Here is a 17,409-nt window from a genome sequence, read left to right on the forward strand (position 1 = left end):
GGCGCGGACGGTACGGACCGTACGGCCTCTCACGAGCCGCCCAGCCGCAGGCACAGCCCGAGCAGGCACACCCCGCTCTGCTGCGGCGGGGCCGCGCTGTGGGTCGGCTCCGGGGCGGGGGCCGCGGTGTGGGACGGCGCGGGGGCGGGGGCGGTCTTGGCAGGTTCGGGCTCGGACGCGGTCGCGGGGCCGGGGTCGGTGGTGTGCGGGGCGTCGTGCGACTGGCTGCCGGTGCCCGTATCCGGGTCGGGGTCCGCGTGCGGCGGTGTGTCCGCCGTGGTGGTGCCCTGGCCGACCGTTTCTGCAGTGTCCTTCCGCGCGGACGGCTTCTTGTCCTCGGCGGCGTCCGTACCGGTCGGCGCGGGGCGCGTACCGCCCAGGGCCGTGGCGGCCGACGGCAGTGCCGTGGGCGCGGCGGCGAGCGACGCGGACGCGTCGGGCGAGTCGCCGGTGCGCTCGGCTCCCCAGCCGTGCTGCGGCTCGGCCTCGGCGGTGGCGGGCCCGGCGAGGCCGGACTCCGGGGCGACGCGCACGAGGCTGAGGACCCCGGCGGCGAGCGCGAGCCCACCGGCGGCGAGGAGCACCTTGCGGGGGCGGGGACGACGGTGGCGGCCCCGGCGCGGCGGGGGTACGGCGGCGTCCTTCGCGGACTGCGGCAGAGCGGCCGTCGACTCGGGCAGGTCGGCCAGGGTGATCGCGATCGGCTTGGTGGGGGCGGGGGCGTTCGACGGTGTGCTGGACCGGCCGTCCCGCGCTGTCCCCGGGGGCTTCGGGCCCGGTGTCTTCGCATTGCTCGGCGTCATGTCATCCCTCCCCGCCGCGCACGCTATGCGTTGCTGTGGGCGGTGTGGGAGGAGTCGAACGGGATGTCACTCGAACGGGTGTAGGGCGGTCTCAGGGTCGAGTCAGGGCGGCGTCAGGGTCGGTCGGCCTTCCCCTGGGCCCGGCGGGGCTGCGATGATCGAGGCGGATTCAGTTAACCCGCGTTAACCGGAGGGTGTCATGAGCGAGGAGCGGTTCGGGGAGTTCGTGCTGGTGCGGCGGCACGGGCACGTGGCGGAGCTGGTGCTGGACCGGCCCAAGGCCATGAACGCGGTCTCCACGGAGATGGCCCGCTCGCTCACGGCGGCGTGCGCGGCGCTGGCCGCCGACCGGGAGGCGCGCGTGGTCGTCCTGACCTCCTCGCACGAACGGGCGTTCTGTGTCGGGGCGGACCTCAAGGAGCGGAACTCCTTCACCGACGCGGACCTGATGCGTCAGCGGCCGGTGGCGCGGGCGGCCTACATCGGGGTCCTTGAGCTGCCCATGCCGACCATCGCGGCGGTGCACGGCTTCGCCCTCGGCGGCGGCTTCGAGCTGGCGCTCGCCTGCGACCTGATCGTCGCGGACGGTACGGCGGTGGTGGGGCTGCCGGAGGTGTCGGTGGGCGTGATCCCGGGCGGCGGTGGTACGCAGCTGCTGCCCAGACGGGTCGGGGCGGCGCGCGCGGCCGAGCTGATCTTCACGGCGCGGCGCGTGGAGGCGGACGAGGCGGGGCGGCTGGGTCTGGTGGACCAGGTGGTGGCGGCGGGGCGGGACCGCGACGAGGCGTTGGCGCTGGCCGCGCGGATCGCTGGGAACTCGCCGGTGGGGCTGCGGGCGGCCAAGCGGGCGTTGCGGTTGGGGGTGGGGCTGGAGCTTCGGGCGGGGCTGGAGGTGGAGGACGCGGCGTGGCGGGCCACGGCGTTCTCGGGGGATCGGGCGGAGGGGGTGGCGGCGTTCAACGAGAAGCGGGTGCCTGCGTGGCCTGGCGAGTAGTTCGGGTGCGGGTTCGTTGTGGCTGGTCGCGCAGTTCCCCGCGCCCCTGGATCGGCTGAGGTGAGTGGTTCGGGTGCGGGTTCGTTGTGGCTTGTCGCGCAGTTCCCCGCGCCCCTGGGTGGGCTGGGCTGGGTGGTTCGGCTTTCGTGCCGTCGTGGCTTGGCGCGCAGTTCCCCGCGCCCCTTGGGGTGGTTGCGGTGTCGTGTCGGCTTTCGCGTCGTCGTGGCCTCTCGCGCAGTTCCCCGCGCCCCCAAAAGAAACTCACCGCGCTTTACAGGTCAGCCCACTCCGCACAGTCCACCTGAGTGCCCTGCCTGCGATACCGGCGGAGCAATTGGTGCCTAACCTGGAGTAATGGGTGAGGACAAGCGGCTTGCCGCTGTGGTGGCGCTGGCTCAGGGGATGGCGGCGGCGCGTACCGGGACGGAGTCGTGGCGGGCGGCGGCGGCCGGGGCGTGCCGGGCGCTGGACGGGAGTTTCGCCGCGCTGTCGGTGTGGGAGCGGGAGCTGGGGCGGCTGCGGGTGCTGGTGAACGTGGGGGAGCGGGCCGAGGGCGAGGAGGAGTTTCCGGAGGCGGAGGCGTATCCGGTGCATCAGTTCCCGGAGATCACCGAGTTCCTGCACGAGCGGTGGGCCGGGGGCGGGGAGCCGAACGCGTGGGTGGAGACCGCGTGGGGGCCCGCCGCGGGCACCCCGGGCTACTTCCATCAGCGGGTCGCCGCGCTGCGCCGCCGGGGCCGGGGCTGCTGTGTCGTGGCGCCGGTCGTGCTGCACGGCAGGGCGTGGGGCGAGCTGTATGTGGCGCGGGCGGACGGTGCGCCGGTGTTCGACCGGGGTGACGCCGACTTCGCCACCGTGCTCGCGGCGGTCGTGGCGGCGGGCATCGCGCAGACCGAGCGCCTGGAGGAGGCGAACCGGCTGGCGTTCACCGACGCGCTGACGGGGCTCGCCAACCGGCGCGCCGTGGACGTACGCCTTGAGGAGGCCATCGAGCGGCACCGCGCGGAGGGGGTGCCGGTCAGCCTCGTCGTCTGTGATCTGAACGGGCTCAAGCGGGTCAACGACACGCACGGGCACGCCGTCGGGGACCGGCTGCTGGAGCGGTTCGGGTCGGTGCTGTCGTTGTGCGGGGCGATGGTGCCGGGCGCGCTCGCGGCGCGGCTCGGTGGGGACGAGTTCTGTCTGCTCGCGGTGGGGCCGCCCGCCGACGACGTGGTGAAGGCGGCCGACGAGCTGTGCCGCAGGGCCGGGGAGCTGGAGCTGGGCGAGGGGGTGGCGTGCGGGGTGGCCTCGACGGAGGACCCGATCGGGCCGGTGCGGGACGCGCGGCGGCTGTTCCGGCTGGCCGACGCGGCGCAGTACCGGGCCAAGGCCGAGCGGGCCGACCGGCCGGTGGTGGCGGGGCGGGAGGGTCCTGACGACCCGGTGGTCCGGCTGGCCGACGAGGCGTCGCCCGCCCGGCCCGAGCGCCGTCGCTTCCGGGGGCGGCTGCCGTGAGGGCGGAGCCCGGTGCCGTGAGCGGGAGCACAGCAGAAGTAAGGGGTGAGACCGCAATCCACTGGTGACAGCGCGGAATTCAGTGCGTACGCTCCTGAATATGGATATGCACACTGTGGTGGTGGGGACCTCCGGCGTGACCGCGTCCGACGTGATTGCCGTGGCGCGCGGCGGCGCCCGCGTCGAGCTGTCGGCCGAGGCGGTGGCGGCCCTCGCGGCTGCCCGCGAGATCGTCGAGGCGCTGGCCGCGAAGCCCGACCCGGTCTACGGCGTCTCCACCGGCTTCGGCGCCCTGGCGACCCGGCACATCAGCCCGGAGCTGCGCGCCCAGCTCCAGCGCAACATCGTCCGCTCGCACGCCGCCGGTATGGGCCCGAGGGTCGAGCGGGAGGTCGTGCGGGCGCTGATGTTCCTGCGGCTGAAGACCGTCTGCTCCGGGCACACCGGCGTCCGCCCCGAGGTCGCGCAGACCATGGCCGACGTGCTGAACGCCGGGATCACGCCGGTCGTGCACGAGTACGGCTCGCTCGGCTGCTCCGGCGACCTCGCCCCGCTGTCCCACTGTGCGCTGACCCTCATGGGCGAGGGAGAGGCCGAGGGCCCCGACGGCACCGTGCGCCCGGCCGGTGAGCTGCTGCGCGAGCACGGCATCCAGCCCGTCGAGCTGCGCGAGAAGGAGGGGCTCGCCCTCCTCAACGGCACCGACGGCATGCTCGGCATGCTGATCATGGCGCTCGCGGACCTCGACACGCTCTACAAGTCCGCCGACGTCACCGCCGCCCTCAGCCTGGAGGCGCTGCTCGGCACGGACAAGGTGCTCGCCCCCGAGCTGCACGCCATCCGCCCGCATCCGGGCCAGGCCGACTCCGCCGCCAACATGCTCGCCGTCCTCAAGGGCTCCCAGCTCACCGGGCACCACCAGGACGACGCGCCCCGCGTCCAGGACGCCTACTCGGTGCGCTGCGCACCGCAGGTCGCCGGTGCCGGACGCGACACCATGGCGCACGCCCGCCTGGTGGCCGAGCGCGAGCTGGCCGCCGCCGTCGACAACCCCGTCGTCCTCCCCGACGGACGCGTGGAGTCCAACGGCAACTTCCACGGCGCCCCGGTCGCCTACGTCCTCGACTTCCTCGCCATCGCCGCCGCCGACCTCGGCTCCATCGCCGAGCGCCGTACCGACCGGCTGCTGGACAAGAACCGCAGCCATGGGCTTCCGCCCTTCCTCGCGGACGACGCGGGGGTGGACTCCGGGCTGATGATCGCCCAGTACACGCAGGCCGCGCTGGTCAGCGAGATGAAGCGGCTGGCCGTACCCGCCTCGGCCGACTCCATCCCGTCCTCCGCGATGCAGGAGGACCACGTCTCCATGGGCTGGTCGGCCGCGCGCAAGCTGCGGACCGCCGTGGACAACCTGACGCGGATCGTCGCCGTCGAGCTGTACGCCGCCACGCGCGCCGTCGAGCTGCGCGAGGGTCTGGAGGCGGCGCCCGCCTCGCGGGCCGTCATCGACGCCGCGCGTGCCGCCGGGGTCCAGGGTCCGGGTCCGGACCGCTTCCTCGCGCCCGACCTGGCCGCCGCCGAGGAGTTCGTCCGCACGGGCGGGGTCGTCGCCGCCGCCGAGACGGTCACCGGGCCGCTGCGGTAAGGCAGTCGGGAGACAGGGGCTCCGTCCGGACGGGCGGGGCCCTGTCCGTCAGCGCAGCTTGGCCGACTGTGCGCTGATCACCCGGGGCGGGACCGCGTACGCCCGACGCGCCATCATCGCGCCGACGTTCATCGTCATGTACGTCGCGAGGGTGCTGCCGTGGCGGACCACCTGGAAGTGGACCGAGCCGCCGCTCGCCGCACCGTCCCCCGCTCCGTCACCGCCCGCCGCGGCGAACGCCACCGACTCCTCGCCCGCGCCCGACGCGTGCTCCGGCGTGAACGCGGTGAACGTTCGCGCGCCGGGCCCGGTGCCGCCGAAGCCGTCCGCGCAGGCCCGTACCGCGCCGGAGACCGAGCGCAGCGCGCGATGGGCGCCGTTCCCAGCGTAGGAGGCGAGGGTGATCACGGTGACGTCCCGGTCCATGCTTTGGCGCACGGCGTTCTGCACCTCGCCCTCGGACAGGCCGTCCAGGGCCGTCGCGTGGGTCTCCGGGCCGTCCTTCTCCGCCGCCGTGCGGCTGACCTGGGCCGCCGGGGTGCCGGGTGCGGTACCGGCCAGGAGCGGGAGCAGGGGGCGGCACGCGGCCCCGGCGGAGGGCGGCGGGTCACCGGCGGTGGTGCCGGGGTCGGTGGGCCGTATCTCGTAGCCGGGCAGTTCGCCCTCGGCTATGACCAGCCGGTCCAGCGCGGCGGCGTTCAGTGCCCGGCCGCGCGGGCCGGAGCCGGAGGCCGATCCGGAGCCCGAGCCGGAGCAGCCCGTGACGAGGGCGACGGACAGGGTGCTCACGGCGGCGGTGGCGCACAGGCGCACGCCCGGTGATCTCCTCATGGGGCGGACTATGCGCGCTCGGTCAAAGGATCGTCAAACGGACGTCATGTCATATTCAGCGGTCCGCGGCCCCCAGTCCGTCGATCATCAGGCCGATGGTGAAGTCGAAGCGGTCGTGGACGGTTCCGGCGGTCAACTCGGTGGCGTAGCGCTTGGTCTGGGGGAAGGTGTCGGGCAACGCGGCGAAGCGGCGCAGCAGTTCGTCGCGGCCGACCACCCAGCCGTCCTCATCCGGCTCCGCACCCGGTTCCGCGTCGCGGCCGAGTCGGCTGTTCGCCAGGGAGACTTCGAGGCTGTAGGCGCTGACGTAGAGCATCAGGGAGTCGATGGCCCACGCGGCGGCCTGCGGTGCGATGCCCCCGGCGAGCAGGATGGCGAGCATGCCCTCGCCGACGCGCAGGGTGTCCAGGTGGGACGGGGCGGCGGCGAAGGCGGCCTGGGAGATGCCCGGGTAGCGCAGGTACTGGTCGCGCAGCCGGGTGCAGACGTCGGTGATCTGCCGCCGCCAGTGGGCCGGGTCCGGTTCGGGCAGCTCGATCTCGGCGCACAGGCGGCCGATCAGCAGCTCGTCCAGGTCCTCCTTGTTGACCACGTGGGCGTAGAGCGAGGACGGTCCCGTCTCCAGCGCGGTGGCCACGCGCCGCATCGTCAGGGCCGCGTAGCCCTCCCGCTCCACGATGCCGAATGCGGTGTCGATGATCGCGTCGACCGTGATCGGCTTCTTGCGCCCGCCGGACGGTCCGCGCCGCGTCGTGGAGGTGCCCGGGGCGGCGCCGTGCCGTGCTGCGCGCCGTTGCTGCGGAGTCGGTGACATGGGGGGAGTCTAACGAAGGGACGAACAGTGTTCTGTGTCACTCTGAACGGCGTTCGTTTTACTACGAACGCTGTTCCAGCGTAGAACAGCGTTCGTGTCCATCAATCAGCGCGCCTCCGAAGCGCCTCCCACCCCCACGCTGCCCCTGCGCACCGCGTGGCTCGTTCTCGTCGTCGTGGTCCTGGCCGATGTCATGGATCTGATCGACTCCAGCGTCGCCAACCTCGCCGGACCCGCCATCCGCGCCGACCTCGGCGCCGGTCAGGTCACCGTCCAATGGGTGCTGAGCGCCTATACCGCCGCCTTCGCGCTCGGCCTCGTCACCTCGGGGCGGCTCGGGGACCTGCTCGGCAGGCGGCGGCTGTTCCTGCTCGGCATGACCGGCTTCACGCTGGCCTCGCTGGCCTGCGGTCTCGCGCCGGACGCGGTCTTCCTGATCGTCGCCCGCACGCTCCAGGGCCTGTTCGGATCGGTGATGATCCCGCAGGGCCTCGCCCTGGTGAAGGTGGTCTTCCCGCCCCAGCAGCTGCGCCGGGCGCTCGCCCCGGTCGGCCCGCTGATGGGGCTGACCATGGTGGGCGGGCCCATCCTGGCGGGCTGGCTGCTGCACCTGGACCTGTTCGGCAGCCAGTGGCGCTCGATCTTCCTGATCAACGTGCCGTTCGGCCTCGCCGCCCTCGCCCTCGGCCACCGCGTGCTGCCCCGCCACGGCGGCGAGGACCGCACCGCCCGGCTCGACCTCACCGGCGTCGGCCTGCTCACCGCCGCCTCCGCCCTGCTGATCGTCCCGCTCATCCAGGGCCGCGACCTCGGCTGGCCCGCCTGGACCTACGGCATGCTCGCGGGCTCGGTCGTCCTGCTCGCCCTGTTCGTCGTCTCCCAGCGGCGCACCGGCCACCCGGTCATCACGCCGTCCCTGTTCCGCAAGCGCGGCTTCGTCGTCGGGCTCGCGGTCGTGGCCGGGTTCTACGCCTCGCTCAGCGCGTTCGTCCTCGTCGTCAACCTGCTGCTCCAGCAGGGCCTGGGCTGGAGTCCGCTGCGCACCGGGCTCACGCTGATCCCCTGGGCGCTCGGCACCGCCGTCGCCGTGCTGCTCGCGGGCGCCGTGCTGGCCGAGAAGCTGGGCCGTGCGAGCCTGCGTCTCGGGCTGTCGATCGCGGTGGTGGGCCTGCTGTCCCTGTGGTGGACCGTCGCCCGTCAAGGTGCGGACGTCACGGTCTGGACGCTGGCGCCCGCGCTGCTGGTCACGGGCTTCGGCTCGGGGCTGGTGTTCGTCCCGCTGGTCGACTTCATCATCGGCGACGCCACCCCCGAGGAGGTCGGCACCGGCGCGGGCCTGCTCAACGCCGTCCAGCAGTTCGCGGGCGCGCTCGGTGTCGCCGCCCTCGGTACGGTGTTCTTCGCCCGGGTCGGCAGCGGGTCGGTGTCGTCCTACCTGGGCGCGGCCGAGCTGGTCTTCGGCATCGCCGCCGCGCTGAACGTCGTCACCCTGCTGCTGGTGGGGCTGCTGCCCCGGCACGCGCAGCGGGCGCACGGCTGAGGGCGCGGGTATTTCCGCGCCGCGGAAAACGCGGGGCGCCTGAAATCACGCCCCGGAAAAAGGGGCCACGAAAGCCCCGGAAACCTCGCAAACCACGTAGGCCCCGGAAACCCCAACAAACCCCACACGCCCCGGAAAGCCCGGAAGCTCCGGAAACCCCCCGAGCCCCGGAACCCCGGAAACCTCAGAAACCCAGCCGTTCCCGGCGTACCGAATACACCACGAATCCGGCGCCCACGGCGAGCAGCAGCGTGCCGGTGACGACGTACGGCGTGGTGTCGAAGCTTCCGGTGTCGGCGAGTTCGGTCTCCTCCGTCACCTCCCGCCCGGTGTCACCGGACACCGTGGCGGTCTGCTGGGTGATCCGCGTCGAGGAGTCGGCCACGGCCGACTGCTCCACCACGTCTCTCGGGAGGCCGTCCTGGGACGCGTTCGCGGACGGGACGAACCACAGAGCGCACAGCAGCGTGCCCGCGGCGGTGGCGGTCAGCAGCGGACGGCGAGCGGATGACACGGAATATCGATCCCCCTTGTGGCACTGGCGAATTGGCCGTGTGGAGCGATGTTAGTGAAAATCGCGGGTCACAGGAAAGTCACGACAGGTTTCGGCTCTAGGCTCACGGCATGGACGCTGAAAAGACATCACGTTTTGTACGGCTTCAGGTGGAGCTGATCCTGGAGGTGACCGACGAGGACGAACTGACGCAGGCCGCGGTGAACCGGCTGGCCGGCGACCCGGAGGTCACGGAGGCCGAGCGGGCGCACGCCGAGTCCGCTGTGACGGAAGACACCGAAGAGGCGCTGGCGTCGCTCGTCGATCCGTTCAGCCTGGTCAGCGGGGTACCCGGAGTGGAGCTCCAGCAGGCTTCCTGGTCGAGCGAGCAGATCGACTACGACCCGGATTCGCCGGAGTGGGACCTGGGCGAGGATGATAGGTCGGACGACGACGAGGAAGACGGCATCGGCTGAGCGTCCTGGGGCATCCGTGAACCCGGACGGCAACCACCGTCCGGGTTCTCTCGTCTGTACAGGAGAGCACGGCCGATCCCGCCCCCTTCGCAGGGGCGTGGCGTGTCCCACACCTCCCCGGAACGGGGAACGGGACGGCGTGGCCGTGACGTTGAAACCTTCCAGCGGGGACTCTCGGGGTTTTCGGATTCGGCAACGATGGAGAAGCGTGTGATGACGGACAGTAAGCGGCGCAAGGGCCTCACGGTCGCGTCCGCACTGCTCGGCGGTGTGCTCGTACTGACGGGCTGTTCCGGTGGCGGTGACGCCAGCGCGGCGGACGGCGGCGACAACTCGGCGGCCAAGGCCGACGAGGCCGCGGCGGCGAAGTCGTCCGAGGCGCAGATCACGATCACGCCGAAGGACGGCTCGAACAACGCCTCCATCAACAACTCGGCGGCTGTCAAGGTCGCCAAGGGCAAGCTCACCGATGTGCGCATGACCACGTCGGACGGTCACGACGTCGCGGGTGCCCTCTCCGCCGACAAGCTGAGCTGGAAGCCGAGCGCCCAGCTCGAGCGCTCGACCACCTACAAGGTCTCGGCCGAGGCGAAGGACTCCAAGGGCCGTGTCGCCCACGAGAACGCGTCCTTCACCACGGTCGCCCCGGCGAACAGCTTCATAGGCAACTTCACCCCGGACAACGGCAGCACCGTCGGGGTCGGCATGCCCGTGTCGATCAACTTCGACAAGGCGATCACCAACAAGTCCGCCGTGCAGAAGGGGATCACGGTCACCTCCAGCAGCGGTCAGGAGGTCGTCGGCCACTGGTTCAACGCCAACCGCATCGACTTCCGTCCGGAGACGTACTGGAAGGAGAACTCCACCGTCACGCTGAAGCTGGCGCTCGACGGTGTCGAGGGCGCCAACGGCGTCTACGGCGTCCAGCAGAAGACGGTCACCTTCCACATCGGCCGCAACCAGGTCTCCTACATCGACGCGGCGACCAAGCAGATGAAGGTCACGCACGACGGCAAGGTGATCAAGCAGATCCCGATCTCCGCCGGTTCGCCCGAGAACAAGACCTACGCCGGCATCATGGTCATGTCCGAGAAGTTCCAGCAGACCCGCATGAACGGCGCGACGGTCGGCTTCACGGACGACGACGGCAAGGGCGAGTACGACATCAAGGACGTGCCGCACGCCATCCGTCTCACCAGCTCCGGCACCTTCCTGCACGGCAACTACTGGGGCGCGAAGTCCATCTTCGGCAGCGTGAACACCAGCCACGGCTGCGTCGGCCTGTCCGACACCAAGGGCGCGGGCGACCCGAACACCCCGGCCGCCTGGATGTTCGACCACTCCCTCGTCGGTGACGTCGTGGTCCTGAAGAACACCGGCGACAAGACGGTGGCCCCGGACAACGGCCTCAACGGCTGGAACATGGACTGGGCCCAGTGGAAGGCCGGTTCGGCGGTCTGACCCCACCGCCACCCGGCCCCCCCGAGCGCACCGGTGCCGCCCTCCACGAGGGCGGCACCGGCGTTTCCCGGCGCTTCTCATCCCGCTCTTATGACGGCCTCAGCAAGCCATCAGGCAACCTTCCTACCGTGCCGCCATGTTCTTCACCTACCTGAGGCGCGAACTGCGCCGCCGTAGAAAGGCGGCCCTCGTCGTCGCCTCCGGTCTCGCCCTGGGCATAGCCCTGGTCATCGTGGTCAACTCCGTCTCCAGCGGCATGAGCAGCGCCCAGGACAAGGTGCTCCAGTCGCTCTACGGCCTGGGCACGGACATGACCGTCACCAAGGCGACGACGCCGGACTCCAGCGGCTCGGGGCGCCCCCGCTTCAAGTTCGACGCGCGCGGCAGCGACGACTCCAAGCAGAGCAGCGACCGCGTCATGGTCCAGGGCTTCACCACCCTCTCCTCCTCGACCGTCTCCAAGGTCGCGGCGCAGCAGGGGGTTTCGGCGGCCACCGGCGGCCTCAGCCTCACCGTGTTCAAGGTGAACGGGCAGTTCACCCGGGGCCAGTTCCAGCAGGACGGCGGCTCCGGCGGCGGCCGTTCGCGCGGCTACGGCCAGCCGCAGGGCGAAGTCCGGGGCGGCGGCGCCGACTTCGACATCAACCAGTACACCGTCTTCGGCACCGACGTCACCCGCACCGCGCTCGGCCCGCTGTCCTCCTCCAAGCTGACCAGCGGCCGTACGTTCAAGGCGTCCGAGACCGACGCCAAGGTGGCCGTCGTCGACTCCGCCTACGCCAAGCAGAAGAAGTACAAGACCGGTTCGACCGTCACGGTCAAGGGCACCAAGTTCACGGTGATCGGCATCGCCACCGCCGACAGCGGCGACGCGGCGGCCAACCTCTACATCCCGCTCAAGCGCGCCCAGACCCTCGCGGACGAGAAGAACAAGGTCACCACGGTCTACGTCCGGGCGACCGACTCCCAGCAGATCTCCGCCGTCAAGAGCGCCATCCAGAAGAACGTCTCCGGTACGACGGTCACCACCTCCGCCGACCTCGCCAAGACGGTCTCCGGCTCGCTGTCCACCGCGTCCTCGCTCGCGACCAAGGTGGGCCGCTGGCTCTCCATCGCCGTGCTGATCGCCGCGTTCCTGGTCGCCGGGCTGCTCACCTCGGCCGCCGTCTCCCGCCGGGTGCGCGAGTTCGGCACGCTGAAGGCGCTCGGCTGGAAGTCGGGCCGGGTGGTGCGCCAGGTGGCCGGTGAGGCCATGGTCAACGGCCTGGTCGGCGGCGCCCTCGGCATCGCGCTCGGCCTGGCCGGTGCCTACGCGGTCACCGCGATCAGCCCCACCCTCCAGGCGCAGCTCGGCAGCACGGGCGGCTTCGGTGGCGGTGGCGGCGGCGGGTTCGGCGGCGGCGGTGGCTTCGGGGACCGCGGCCGGCAGGCGGCGAAGACCCTGGAGGTCGCCCTCACCGCCCCGGTCAGCGTCACCACGATCGCGCTCGCGGTGGGCCTCGCGGTGGCCGGCGGTCTGGTCGCCGGTGCCTTCGGCGGCTGGCGCGCCTCGCGGCTGCGCCCGGCGGACGCCCTGCGGCGCGTGGAGTAGCCGCCGCGTGCCCCGGCCCACCCCGAACCCCTCCCAGGAGCCCCCATGTACGAACTGAGAAACGTCACCAAGCGCTACACCCGCGGCAAGGACACCGTCCTGGCCCTCGACGGCGTCGACCTCACCATCGGCGCCGGTGACCGGCTGGTCATCCAGGGCCCGACCGGCGGCGGCAAGTCCACGCTGCTCCAGATGCTGGGCGCGCTCGACCGTCCCACCTCCGGCGAGGTCGTGCTCGACGGCACCGACCTGGCCAAGCTGTCGGAGGCCCGGCTGACGAAGGTGCGCAGCGAGAGCATCGGCTTCGTCTTCCAGTCCTTCAACCTCATCCCGACGCTCACCGCCCAGGAGAACGTCGAGACCGCCCTCGTCCCCCTCGGCATCAAGGCGAAGCAGCGGCGCGAACTGGCCGCCGAGGCACTGGAGTCGGTCGGTCTCGGAGAACGCCTCGGGCACCTCCCCTCGGAGATGTCCGGCGGCCAGCAGCAGCGCGTCGCCATCGCCCGCGCGCTGGTCAAGAAGCCCAAGGTGCTGCTCGCCGACGAGCCGACCGGCAACCTCGACGAGGGCATGCGCGACGAGATCATGGACGTGCTCGAACGGCTGTGGAAGGAACAGGGGCTGACCTTCGTCATGGTCACCCACGACTCCGCGATCGCCCGCAAGGCCCCGCGCCTGGCGACGATCCGCAAGGGAAAGATCACGGTGCGGGAGAACGCGGACGCCTGAGCGGCGGTGTCGCGGAGCTTCTGATTCCCTGTCACACGCGTGTCACAGAGGGCCGCTCGGCCCCCTGAGCCCTCTTGAGCCCCCTGACCACCCCCGGCATACTCCATGATCCGGGGGTGGTGGAGCATACGTGCGAACAATCCCCCGGGCGGATGAATCACAGATGCGTCCGTCACTTCATCTCCAGGGGGAGAGTCTTGCGCAGACAAGTGAAGAACGCGGCGGCGGCCACGGTGGCCACCGCCGCGGCCGTCGCCCTCGCAGCGGGAATGACCAGCCCCGCGTCGGCGAACCCCGTGCGGCCCGCGTCGTCGGCCGCACAGAACACGCCCGGCACCGCATCCGGCACCGGGCGCCACCACGTCACCCTGATCACCGGCGACCGCGTCGTCCTCGACGCCAAGGGCCGCGTCGTCGGGCTCGACCGGGCCAAGGGCCGCGCGCACATACCCGTCCAGGTCCGCAGGTCCGGCACGCACACGCTGGTCGTCCCGGCCGACGCGGCCCGGCTGCTGGCCTCCGGCACGCTCGACCAGCGGCTGTTCGACGTCACCGAGCTGAACAAGCCCGCCACCCGCGCGGCCCAGCGCGACGGCCTCAAGGTCATCGTCGGCTACCGGGGCGCCGCGGGCACCGCGCGCGGCGACGTCCGTGACGCGGGCACCCTGCGCCGCAGCCTCGGCGCCCTCGACGCCGACGCCGTACGCACCCCGGCGGGGGACACCGCCGCCCTGTGGCACGCGGTCACCGACGGGGACCGGGCCGCCTCCGGCATCGCCCACGTCTGGCTGGACGGCGTCCGCAAGGCCGCCCTCGACAAGTCCGTGCCGCAGATCGGCGCCCCCACCGCGTGGGCCGCCGGATACACCGGCAAGGGCGTCAAGGTCGCCGTGCTCGACACCGGCGTGGACGCGAGCCACCCGGACCTGAAGAACCAGGTGATCGCGGCCAAGAACTTCTCCGACGCCGCCACCGCCACCGACCACTTCGGCCACGGCACCCACGTCGCCTCCATCGTCGCGGGCACCGGCGCCAAGTCGGGCGGCACGTACAAGGGCGTCGCGCCCGACGCCCGGCTCCTGAACGGCAAGGTGCTCGACGACGACGGCTTCGGCGACGACTCCGGCATCCTCGCGGGCATGGAGTGGGCCGCCAAGCAGGGCGCCGACGTCGTCAACCTGAGCCTCGGCGGCGAGGACAGCCCCGGCATCGACCCGCTCGAGGCCGAGGTGAACAAGCTCTCCAAGGAGAAGGGCATCCTGTTCGCCATCGCGGCGGGCAACGAGGGCCCCCACTCCGTCGGTTCGCCCGGCAGCGCGGACGCCGCGCTCACCGTCGGCGCCGTGGACGGCAAGGACAAGCTGGCGGACTTCTCCTCCACCGGCCCCCGCAACGGCGACGGCGCCATCAAGCCCGACCTCACCGCGCCGGGCGTCGACATCACCGCCGCCGCAGCCAAGGGCAGCGTCATCGACGACGAGGTCGGCGAGAACCCGCCGGGCTACCTGACCATCTCCGGCACCTCCATGGCCACCCCGCACGTCGCGGGCGCCGCCGCGATCCTCAAGCAGGAGCACCCCGACTGGGGCTACACCGAGCTGAAGGGCGCGCTCACCGGCTCCACCAAGGGCGGCGACTACACGCCGTTCGAGCAGGGTTCGGGCCGCGTCCAGGTCGACAAGGCCATCGGGCAGTCCGTCATCGCCGACCCGGTCTCGGTCAGCTTCCCCGAGCAGCAGTGGCCGCACACCGACGACAAGCCGGTGACCCGGGAGCTGACCTACCGCAACCTCGGCGACCAGGACATCACGCTCGATCTCGCCACCACCGCCACCGGTCCCACCGGCAAGGCGGCCCCGGCCGGGTTCTTCACGCTCGCCGCCGACCACGTCACCGTCCCCGCGCACGGCAAGGCCGCCGTCGGCCTCACCGTCGACACCCGCCTCGGCGGCACCGCCGACGGCGCCTACTCCGCGTACGTCACGGCGACGGGCGGCGGCCAGAGCGTCCGCACCGCCGCCGCCGTCCAGCGCGAGGTCGAGTCGTACGACGTGACGCTGAAGTTCCTCGGCCGCGACGGCAAGGCGACGCCGGACTACGACGTGTCCCTCAACGCCCTCTCCGGGGCGGCCCAGGGCAGCATGATGATGCCGTACGACGCCTCCGGCACCACGAAGGTGCGGCTGCCCAAGGGCGCGTACGTGCTGGACAGTTCGATCGGCGCCGCCAAGGGCATGGACTGGATCGCCCAGCCGGACCTGACCGTCACCAAGAACACGACGATCACCGTCGACGCGCGCACCGCCCGGCCGGTGGACATCACCGTGCCCGCCAAGGGCGCCAAGGAGGCGGGCGGCTACAGCGAGTACGACATGTCGCTCGGTGAGTACGGCTTCGGCGCCGGCTGGTTCGTCGACAGCTTCAAGGGCCTGCGCGTCGCCCACCTCGGCCCGAAGGCCCCGGCCGGCACGCTGACCCAGCAGTGGAGCGGCAGCTGGACCAAGGGCAAGACGGAGGAGTACGACACCACCACCGGCGGGCCCGTCTCCCGCCTCGCCACCGGCTACACCAAGCACTACAAGGCGAGCGAACTGACCACCGTCAAGGCCGGGCTGGGCGCGAGCGCCGCGCACAAGACCGGCGCCGTGAGCGCGGTGGGCTGGCTGCCGGACGTCTCCGGCGCCTCCTCCATCGCCGTCACGCAGAAGCTGCCCGGCACCCGCACCCTGCACCTGTCCGCCACCGGCGGGGTGAAGTGGGAGCTGGACTTCGAGCAGTACGGCGGCAAGGACGAGGACGGCTTCCCGGTCACCGAGGCGGGCTACGTCAACGACCCGCGCGGCTACAAGGCGGGCAAGACCTACAACGTGAAGCTCAACACCGCCGTCTTCGCCCCGCGCGTCACCGACGTCTCCGGCGTCTTCCGCGAGGGCAACACCCTCTACGGCCGTCTCGCCCTCTTCGCGGACGGCGCGGGCGACCTCGGCGGCTCGGCGATCAGCGGGGCGCGGACGACCCTGTACCGCAACGGCAGCAAGGTCGGCTCCAACGACGACCCGCTCTACGGCGACGGGCTCTTCACGGTCCCCTCCGGCGACGCCGCCTACCTGCTGACCACCTCGGTCAAGCGCTCGGCCAAGGTCGCGGGGGCCACCTCGCGGGTCGACGCGTCCTGGACCTTCCGCTCGAAGAAGAAGTCCGCCGACCTCACCGTCCTGCCCGTCTCCACGATCCGCTTCGGCGCCTCGGTGGGCCTGGACGGCCGGGTCGCGGCGGGCAAGAAGGTCACCTTCCCGGTCACCGTGGAGGGCGCGGCGGCGGGCCGCAACCTCAAGTCCCTCACGGTGTACGTCTCCTACGACGGCACGACCTTCACGAAGGTCGCCGTGCACCAGGGGCGGATCACCGTGAAGAACCCGGCGAAGAACAAGACCGTCTCGTTCCGCGCCAAGATCAGTGACAAGAAGGGGAACACCGCGCGGATCACGGTGCACGATGCCTATCGGGGCAAGTGACCTGAGGATTTCGCGGGTTTGAGGAGCACCCGGGGCTGCGGCTCCGGGTGCTTTTCGCGTGTCCTACAGCGTGGCGCGCGCCGCGTCCGTGCCCCAACTCGACAGCAGGCGCAGGGACTCGGCCGAGGGGGAGCCCGGTTCGGCGTGGTAGGTGACCAGGGAGAGGTCCGGGTCACCGGCGGCGCGGAAGCTCTCGAAGCTGAGGGCGAGCGCGCCGACCAGCGGGTGGTGCAGCTGCTTGAGGCCGTGGCACTGTTCCTTGACGTCGTGGGTGGCCCAGAGCCTGCGGAACTCCTCGCTCTTCACCGACAGTTCGCCCACCAGCGCCGACAGCCGGGGATCGTCGGGGAAGCGGCCCGCGTCCATGCGCAGCGTGGACACGACGTCGATCGCCTTCTGCTCCCAGTTCACGAACAGCTCGCGGTAGGGCGGGTGCAGGAACACCAGGCGGGCCCAGGTGCGGTCCGCGGGGGACAGCCGGGACCAGTCGCCGAAGAGGGCCGCCGCCATCCGGTTCCAGGCAAGGATCTCCGAGCGGCGCCCCACGATGTACGCGGGCACCGAGTCCATCGTGTCAAGGAGCTCGCGCAGCGCGGGCCGTACCTGCGGCTGCCGGGCCGCCGGGCGCTTCTTGTGCGCCTTCGGCCGGGCCAGGTGGATCAGATGGGCGTGCTCGGCGTCGGTCAGCCGCAGCGCGCGGGCGATGGAGTCCAGCACCTCCGCCGAGACGTTGCGTCCGTTGCCCTGTTCCAGGCGGGTGTAGTACGCCACCGAGACCCCGGCCAGCTGGGCCAGCTCCTCGCGGCGCAGTCCCGGCACCCGGCGCTGCCTGCCGAAGCCGGACAGGCCCACGTCGTCCGGCTTCAGCCGGGCCCGCCTGCTGCGCAGGAACTCGCTCAGCTCGGCCCGCCGGTCCAGGGCCCGGCCGCCGCCCGCCTCCGGCTGTTCGTCCATGGAGCCAGTATCGGTGTTCGCGTCTGTGCGGGGGACCAGGAGCCTGACCTTGCCGGTGGTAGGCAC

General features: G+C 72.0%; 14 protein-coding genes. 9 read left to right on the forward strand and 5 right to left on the reverse strand.

All coding sequences use genetic code 11. The annotated features are described in order from the left end of the window. Positions 1-29 precede the first annotated feature (29 nt). Positions 30-803: a hypothetical protein gene (locus B079_RS31185; RefSeq protein WP_078495800.1), complete on the reverse strand. Its 774-nt coding sequence runs from the start codon at positions 801-803 to the stop codon at positions 30-32. Positions 804-1,002: 199 nt separating this feature from the next. Here B079_RS31185 and B079_RS0102235 point away from each other — a divergent pair, with 199 nt between their 5' ends. From B079_RS0102235 to hutH, 3 genes are all read left to right on the forward strand, one after another. After that, positions 1,003-1,797, forward strand: a complete 795-nt coding sequence (locus B079_RS0102235) for an enoyl-CoA hydratase/isomerase family protein (RefSeq protein ID WP_018544136.1) — start codon at positions 1,003-1,005, stop codon at positions 1,795-1,797. 354 nt (positions 1,798-2,151) lie between these two features. Continuing rightward, positions 2,152-3,294 carry a GGDEF domain-containing protein gene (locus B079_RS0102240; protein ID WP_018544137.1) on the forward strand — a complete coding sequence of 381 codons (1,143 nt, stop codon included), beginning with the start codon at positions 2,152-2,154 and terminating at the stop codon, positions 3,292-3,294. 106 nt (positions 3,295-3,400) lie between these two features. Further along, entirely contained in the window at positions 3,401-4,939 is a 1,539-nt protein-coding gene (gene hutH, locus B079_RS0102245; RefSeq protein ID WP_018544138.1) for a histidine ammonia-lyase, read from the forward strand. Positions 4,940-4,987: 48 nt separating this feature from the next. Here the strand turns inward: hutH and B079_RS0102250 are convergent, their stop codons facing one another. Continuing rightward, positions 4,988-5,770, reverse strand: a complete 783-nt coding sequence (locus B079_RS0102250; RefSeq protein WP_234016729.1) for a hypothetical protein — start codon at positions 5,768-5,770, stop codon at positions 4,988-4,990. A 55-nt stretch (positions 5,771-5,825) separates the two neighbouring features. Further along, complete coding sequence (locus B079_RS0102255; RefSeq protein ID WP_018544140.1) at positions 5,826-6,584, reverse strand: TetR/AcrR family transcriptional regulator; 759 nt, start codon at positions 6,582-6,584, stop codon at positions 5,826-5,828. Between the two features lie 94 nt (positions 6,585-6,678). On the opposite strand from B079_RS0102255, the gene B079_RS0102260 reads away from it, so the two are divergent. Beyond that, a complete protein-coding gene (locus B079_RS0102260) occupies positions 6,679-8,124 on the forward strand; it encodes an MFS transporter (protein WP_018544141.1) in 1,446 nt (481 codons plus the stop codon). A 184-nt stretch (positions 8,125-8,308) separates the two neighbouring features. On the opposite strand, the gene B079_RS0102265 is transcribed toward B079_RS0102260, so the two are convergent. Then, positions 8,309-8,638 (reverse strand): hypothetical protein, encoded by a 330-nt coding sequence (locus B079_RS0102265; RefSeq protein ID WP_018544142.1) that lies wholly within the window; start codon positions 8,636-8,638, stop codon positions 8,309-8,311. 110 nt (positions 8,639-8,748) lie between these two features. Here B079_RS0102265 and B079_RS0102270 point away from each other — a divergent pair, with 110 nt between their 5' ends. The 5 genes from B079_RS0102270 (at position 8,749) to B079_RS0102290 (ending at position 16,389) form a co-directional block, all read left to right on the forward strand. After that, positions 8,749-9,093 (forward strand): hypothetical protein, encoded by a 345-nt coding sequence (locus B079_RS0102270; RefSeq protein ID WP_037801065.1) that lies wholly within the window; start codon positions 8,749-8,751, stop codon positions 9,091-9,093. Positions 9,094-9,306: 213 nt separating this feature from the next. After that, a complete protein-coding gene (locus B079_RS0102275; RefSeq protein ID WP_018544144.1) occupies positions 9,307-10,554 on the forward strand; it encodes a L,D-transpeptidase in 1,248 nt (415 codons plus the stop codon). A 136-nt stretch (positions 10,555-10,690) separates the two neighbouring features. Further along, positions 10,691-12,145 (forward strand): ABC transporter permease, encoded by a 1,455-nt coding sequence (locus B079_RS0102280; protein WP_018544145.1) that lies wholly within the window; start codon positions 10,691-10,693, stop codon positions 12,143-12,145. Positions 12,146-12,190: 45 nt separating this feature from the next. Next, positions 12,191-12,874, forward strand: a complete 684-nt coding sequence (locus B079_RS0102285; protein WP_018544146.1) for an ABC transporter ATP-binding protein — start codon at positions 12,191-12,193, stop codon at positions 12,872-12,874. Positions 12,875-13,083: 209 nt separating this feature from the next. Continuing rightward, positions 13,084-16,389, forward strand: coding sequence for a S8 family serine peptidase (locus tag B079_RS0102290; protein ID WP_018544147.1), 3,306 nt, complete (start codon positions 13,084-13,086; stop codon positions 16,387-16,389). A 63-nt stretch (positions 16,390-16,452) separates the two neighbouring features. Here the strand turns inward: B079_RS0102290 and B079_RS0102295 are convergent, their stop codons facing one another. Next, positions 16,453-17,343, reverse strand: coding sequence for a helix-turn-helix transcriptional regulator (locus tag B079_RS0102295; RefSeq protein WP_018544148.1), 891 nt, complete (start codon positions 17,341-17,343; stop codon positions 16,453-16,455). Between the last annotated feature and the right edge of the window lie 66 nt (positions 17,344-17,409).

This window comes from Streptomyces sp. LaPpAH-108 (assembly GCF_000373625.1).
Classification (GTDB): Bacteria; Actinomycetota; Actinomycetes; order Streptomycetales; family Streptomycetaceae; genus Streptomyces.